This window comes from Candidatus Cloacimonadota bacterium (assembly GCA_034722995.1).
Classification (GTDB): domain Bacteria; phylum Cloacimonadota; class Cloacimonadia; order JGIOTU-2; family JGIOTU-2; genus JAGMCF01.
Window position 1 is genome coordinate 1 of the sequence record JAYEOL010000062.1, and the last position, 6756, is coordinate 6756.

The following is a 6756-nucleotide window of genomic DNA, read 5'->3' on the forward strand; positions in this document are numbered from 1 at the left end:
TTACAATTATTTTCTTCATCTTCGGGGGTGTCATGGTCCACACCATGACACAAATGAATGACTGTCATGGAATGGTCCATTCTTCGTAGTCCCGATTCAATCGGGACGAAGGGTGAATCCCTGACAGCTCATCAAATATTAACCGAGCCGTCACGGACCATTCCGTGACGATCTTACAAATCCGTATCTACAAAAATAACAGAATGATCGTTATATTTATAGTTTCTTGCACTTGAGTATTTATAATCTTCAGGTTTTCCTACCAATTTGGCTTTTACAGGATTATTATGAATATACTGTAATTTTTCAAAGAAAAATTTCCTGCTTCTTATTATTACATCATCAAATCTTTCCTTCCAAAATTTCCTTTTTTGATCTCTATATTTTCTTGCATAAATCTCAAATACTTTAGCTAAATCTGAGTTATTACCTTTATCAATTTCATTAAGAATGTCCCAAGCAGAATATTTTTTCAAATCTCGCATTATATCCGATATGGAACCATATTTATTATCGGTTTGAACTATCCAATGAAAATGAGTAGGCATAATAACATATCCAAGAATTTTAAAATGGTATTTTGTTTTATAATGTTTTATATTTTCAATTAGTAAATCACAATATTTGCTCGATGTAAAAATTTTGGTAAAATTCACAACAGTTGTCGTAACAAAAAAACAATTCTCTTCTACGAAATTTTTTCTACCTCTTAGTCCCATTTTTCTGTCTTTTGATATAGTTTACATTGAGAATTTTCTGTTGTCAGGGAATGGTCCCTGACAGCTCCTTTTGTTTTTAGCTAGCTTAACTGAGTTCACCGAGTCGTCACGGACTATTCCATTTAACCGAGCCGTCACGGACCATTCCGTGACGAACTATATTCACCTGAATAGCTCGTTCGCTATGTAACACAGAAGACAGCATTGCAATTCCCTGTTCAGTAAAGGCAAAAGATAAATATTTGGCGTGTTCCCCTCTCTTTAAGGTGCCAATTTGGCTCCTTAAAGAATGGTATTCATCAAAAGTAAGTGAAAACATAAAATCTTTAGGAAATCGTTCTATATTCCTACGGACAGCTCGTTTCAACTGTTTCGTTTCCACTCCGTACAATTCTGCCAGGTCACTGTCCAGCATCACCTTCCTACCACGAATAAACAGGATTTTATTCATCAAAGATTCTACAGGAACCATGTTTTTAATTTGAATCCTCTAAAATTAATGCCTACTTTGTTTGAAACGCTGATGACGGCTCGTTTTTGCATTGATATCCTTTAAACAAATATAAACTAAAGTTTTAATTGGTTTAATTCTTAAGAAATTAAAGTAATGAATTTATTTCTTTTATGACCTCTTTAATATCATAATCTTCATAAACATATATAAGTTTACAATTATGTTTCTTACACAAAAACCTTTTTTGTTCATCAAGATTTTTCCGTTCCTCTAATGCTTCCTCTCCACCAAAATATTGAATAACTTTTTGGTGTTGGACTCCTTGATATTCAATACCAATATTCCTTTTAGGAAAATATATATCAAGATGTTGCCTATATAACCAAGTGGGTTTTCCATGTTGAATGATTTTTTCTTTAGGGAAAGCCTTGCAAAGTTTATAAAATAATTCTGTTTCCTCTATCCATCTTTCACCAATTTTATAAACACCTTTTTCTTCTCTAACTTTATTTTCACATTCCCTTACAATATTACATGCTTCAGTAATAATTCGTTTATATACTTTTTCAGTAATTTTTTTGTAATACAAAGGAATTCCTGTTATTCCAGGTATTCCTCTAAACATCCAAAAAGTTGCATCCCCCTTTCCTGTTGATTTTGCATACCAATTATTATTTTTTAATCTTCTATTTTTAAGTTTATAAGTAAAATATTTTATCAAGCTTCTTTCATGTATTTTATAAAATTCCTTAAGATATATATCCGATAATTGAGTTATTTCTATTACATGCTTCTTACCAAATTTTGTTAAAGAGTTATAATTTGTTTTATTTACAACATGTAATAACTCTTCACCATTTATCGAAGTATCTTTACATCTTGATTTAAAATTTATTGCATCTTCAATATTACAAAATCCATAAATTGTCTTTACTTCCCACGCATCATCGTAATTACCAATATATAAATATGCATCAAATAACCAACTTTGCAAGTAATGGGAGATTGAATAATATTTATCACCATACCCCATATCCATTTTTGCAAAATTAAGTAATAATTTATTTATATTTTTATCATTTATAAAATGTTTAATTATTGAATAAATATATACAAATAAATAACAAAGATTTCCTCTAATATCAACAATGATATTCTTTTCAAATTGTTCCTTCCAAAAATCATAAAATTCTTTTTGTTTATCTGAAGTATATTCTAATATTGGCCAATAACCCTTCCATTCTGGAACATATAATGATTTGTTTTTGTAATATACTAATTGAATATCTAAATTCTCTCCAATCTTTTTATAATGGATTTTATCCTTATTTAGATTAAACTCATCCCTTTTGTCAGTGTTTTCTATGAAAAATTTCACTTCTTTATAATTATTAAATCTATAAGTATGATTCGAACCTTTAATTGGACAGCCATAAATATCAAGATAATTTAAATTTTTCAAATCTATCAAAGGTTTTATACTTGTAACTTGTGTATTGCCGCAACCAATATTTTGTAAATTAATTAAATTTTTTAATGGTTCCAAGCTGCTGACTTGTGCATCTCTTATATTAATATATTCTAGTTTTTTTAGACTTCTTAATGGTTCTAAATCCTTAATTTTTGTTTCAGAGCAACTAAGCTTTTCTAAATTCTTCAAATTCTTTAATGGTTTTAAATCAGATATCATAGTACTAATAAATCTTAAACTTTTTAAATTTATTAAATTCTTTAATGGTTCTAAATCTGTAATTTTTGTGTAGGATAAATCAAGTCTTTCTAAATTAATCAAATATTTCAACGGCTCAATATCAGAAACTTCTGAACAATGACATTCAAGCCATTTTAAATTGATTAGATTTTTTAATGGTTCTAAATTAACAATTTTTTTACAAGATAACTGTATCATAACTAAATTTTTTAAATCTTTTATTGGTTCTAAATCAAATACATTGGAGTCATACAATCTTAAAAATTTTAATCTTTTTAAATTTCTTAATGGTTCTAAACTTGTAATTTTTGTATTATATACACCACACCAAAACTTTTTTAGATTCTTCAGCTCCCGCAAGGGTTCTAAAGTAGTAATTTTTTCATAACACTTAATTTCTTTTAACCTCAATATTTCATCAATATCAGAAAAAGTTAATTTGTCTTTATTCAAATGTCGTGAAAAAATAATTCTCCATTTTTTATTTAATGATTTCCAAAAATCTTTTTTTTCTTTTTCTAACATAATTCAAGTAATCAACTTATATTTCCATCTTATTAGATAATTTTGATATTTTAGTATCTTCCGAAAATATGAAAATTCTTATAGTTTATATTCCTTATAAATCAATTTAATTATTTCTTTTCCTTGAATTTTGTGTTCTTCTTTTTCCCTTACATTTTTAATCACATTTGACAAATTTCTAATCTCCATAACAAATAGATTATTTTTATTTCATCTTCTCATAGACTGTTTAATATAATCATTTATTGCTTTTATTTTAATTTTGGGTGAAGTATAATATTTCCCCACAGTATCCTTAACTAATATTTGTATCTTTTCTCTTCCATCTAATTTTTTTAGAGCATTTTGTAAATCGCATAAATTATACAATCCCTCAAATTTTCCTCCATATGAATTTAATTGATAGGGAAATCTCTTACTATTTTCAACATCAGCATTAATAATAGCAAGATATTTATTTTCCCCATTCTTCTTCGGAATTTTGATTTTTAAATCATCTATGTAACGAATGCTCTCCCCTTTATTTATTATCTCAACTAATAAAAGTGGGATAGGAGACTCTAATTTTCCCGTTGCACTTCTAAATAATCGTTGCTCACCAAATTTATAGTTTACTTTTACCTTACTCTGTTTCTTTTTTATAGAATTTACAATTTTCCATATTAATGAAATCGCTGAGATTACCACAGCAATAATAGCAATATAACCATAATTCATATTACATACTCAACTTTGTTTTGTTAACTTCAAATTTTAATAAATATTTTCAAAATATACATCAAAATTAATATTATAATTTTTATATAAAGTATTTTCTATTTCAAATTTCTATTTGGGAGATTATATATGACTATTGCCAAATAGCGTTTCATATGGATTCAAAATTACGAACCTATTCATTAGGAATTATTCATAAACAATCTTTATTACTTGATTAATATTCTGTTTATTTAATTCTTTTGGGGAGTCGTCATGGACCACTCCATGACGAACTTAATTATTCATACACTATCTTTACTACCTGATTTAATTTTTTATCTTTTAATTCTTTTTCTCTCCCATCCAAATATTTAACTTTTATATCAACAGGTTCTTTAGTTGGAAATCCAAAATACAATGTCTGACTATGCTGATTAGTGGTCCCTTTTCCACCTTGAACCTCTCTAATTTGTTTAAACTTATTTTGAATTATTTCAACTCGTGTACCAATAATTGGAGTATTTCCATTCTTATCCAAAACTTGAATTTCTAACCAATTTTGTCCTTCACTTTCATTTCTAAAAAGATGAATGCCTTCACCGCTGCAGACAAGTAAATCTAAATCTCCATCATTATCATAATCTGAAAATGCAGCTCCCCAAGAATTGAATGTTCTAACTCCAGCAAAATATGTAATATCAGTAAAAGTTTTATCACCATTATTTAGATAAAGATAGCTTCTACGGTTGGGATATATTGATGTAATAAATAGGTCAAGATAACTATCAGCATTCACATCTCCCCATGACGGGTCGCTGTGGCATTCATCGTAAGTTATGCCTGCTGATTCTCTGCTATCAATAAATTTTTCATGTTTCAAGTCATTAACAAATAGCATTGTCATATCAGAAAAATCTATAAATCTTGGATGAGCAAGGTTAGCACAAATCAAATCCATATCTCCGTCGTTGTCAAAATCTCCCCACTCAGAACCAATCGTATGTCCAAACCATTCATCAACATAATTTCCCTCAACTCCAACCTTTTCCCCTACATTTTCAAAGAATTTACCATTATTATTTTTCCATAAGAAATTCTTATCTAATCTGTAATTTGATACAAAGATATCAAGGTCACAATCATTATCAAAATCTCCCCAATTCACTCCCCTACCTGCCTGATTTTCATTAAATGGCGGAATGATATTCATTCTGGTTGTAACATTAGTGAATTGTCCATTGCCCGTATTATGAAACAGAAAATCAGGCTCACTATCAAGAACCTCCCATTGCTCATAATTTGCTAAATACAAATCGGGATAAAGGTCTCCATCAATATCTCCCCAGGCAGCACCTTCGGTTTGTAATGTGTCAGATAGAGGTGTGCTATCTGTAACATCTTTGAATGTTCCGTCTCCAAAATTTCTCCATAAAATATCCTCCTTTTTTATGCTCAATGATGGTGCAAAAAAATCCAGATAACCATCTCTATTAAAATCCGCCCAGATTCCACCGTTTGTATTCCCTTTTGAAATTCCTGCTTCCTCACTTACATCTGTATAAGTTCCATCTTGATTATTTCTCAAAAGAGTATTCCCATTTAATAAAATATCATCATACCCATCATTGTTATAATCTCCCCACGCTATTCTTGATTTTTTATATTGAGATAAATTAGCTTCGTCAGTTACATCAGTAAAAACAGGTCCCTTATACTTACCCCAAATTCTTGCAAATCTATCAAATTGATTTCCACCTTCAGAAAATTCCTTATAAACTTCACGAATGACTGAATCGGCTTTTGGTGTCCACCGATTCCGCTCGTCTCCCATTTTTACTGCTGTGAGTAAATCCTCAAATGCCAGAGCCTTTTGTTCAATCGCTTTTTCTGATTTACCCTTTAAATAGTAATATTTTGCTGTTAACTCATTTTTATCAACTTTTGCTAATTCTCCTAATACTTCATCGTATTTCTCGTTTTCAAAAAGAATTTGCGAAAGCGTAAAACGATATTCTGCGAGCCTTTCTGATTTGCTCTTCTTGCCCCAAAACTCAAAAACAGGTTTATCTTCAGAATTTTCAACCCGTTCAATTACATGTTTCATCTTTGTTTCATAAAAATACAGATTCTCTTTTAAATTCAGATAATACCGAGCAATCATATTAACCATTTTGGGAAAGTTTGAAAAGGTATTCTCTATGTAAGTAAGCACAGAATCCAGCTTTTCTTTTTCTCCAAGATTATCATAAGAAAAAAGTAAATATCTCCAGCCAAGAGCCGACCATTTATTCTTTTCATACTTTTGCAAAAACTTAATTAATCCTTCTGCTCGCAATGAATCATTTCGCATAACTGCATATTCAAAAGCTTTTTCCTGTGCTGACTGGTTTGCAATATTGGAAGTGGGGTATTTTGTAATAATTGTATCTAAAATCGCTTCTGCAGTGGAATCTTCCAATGCAGTTTCAAAAATATATTTAACTTGTAAGCGAAGGCTATCCGGTAAGTTCCTTTGTATAATAAGGTTTAGATATTTTTTTTCAGAATCCTGTATATCTTTTGGCTCAACTTCTTGTTTTAAACAGATTTTTAAAAATGCTTCATATCCATTCAAATTATCAGGTTCTTTTTCAATAAATTTTTCTGCA

General features: G+C 29.4%; 4 protein-coding genes and 1 pseudogene. All 5 read right to left on the minus strand.

Translation table 11 applies throughout. The features are described 5' to 3' along the window. Positions 1-173 precede the first annotated feature (173 nt). Positions 174-719, minus strand: coding sequence for a transposase (locus U9R23_07100; protein MEA3476188.1), 546 nt, complete (start codon positions 717-719; stop codon positions 174-176). Positions 720-876: 157 nt separating this feature from the next. Beyond that, positions 877-1191 (minus strand): annotated as a pseudogene (locus U9R23_07105) (ORF6N domain-containing protein). Positions 1192-1318: 127 nt separating this feature from the next. Continuing rightward, the gene (locus tag U9R23_07110; GenBank protein ID MEA3476189.1) at positions 1319-3409 is read right to left on the minus strand and encodes a leucine-rich repeat domain-containing protein; all 2091 of its coding nucleotides are present in this window, start codon (positions 3407-3409) and stop codon (positions 1319-1321) included. Between the two features lie 210 nt (positions 3410-3619). Further along, positions 3620-4126, minus strand: a complete 507-nt coding sequence (locus U9R23_07115) for a hypothetical protein (GenBank protein ID MEA3476190.1) — start codon at positions 4124-4126, stop codon at positions 3620-3622. Between the two features lie 280 nt (positions 4127-4406). After that, positions 4407-6756 (minus strand): CRTAC1 family protein (locus U9R23_07120; GenBank protein ID MEA3476191.1); only part of this gene is annotated, 2350 nt, incomplete at its 5' end.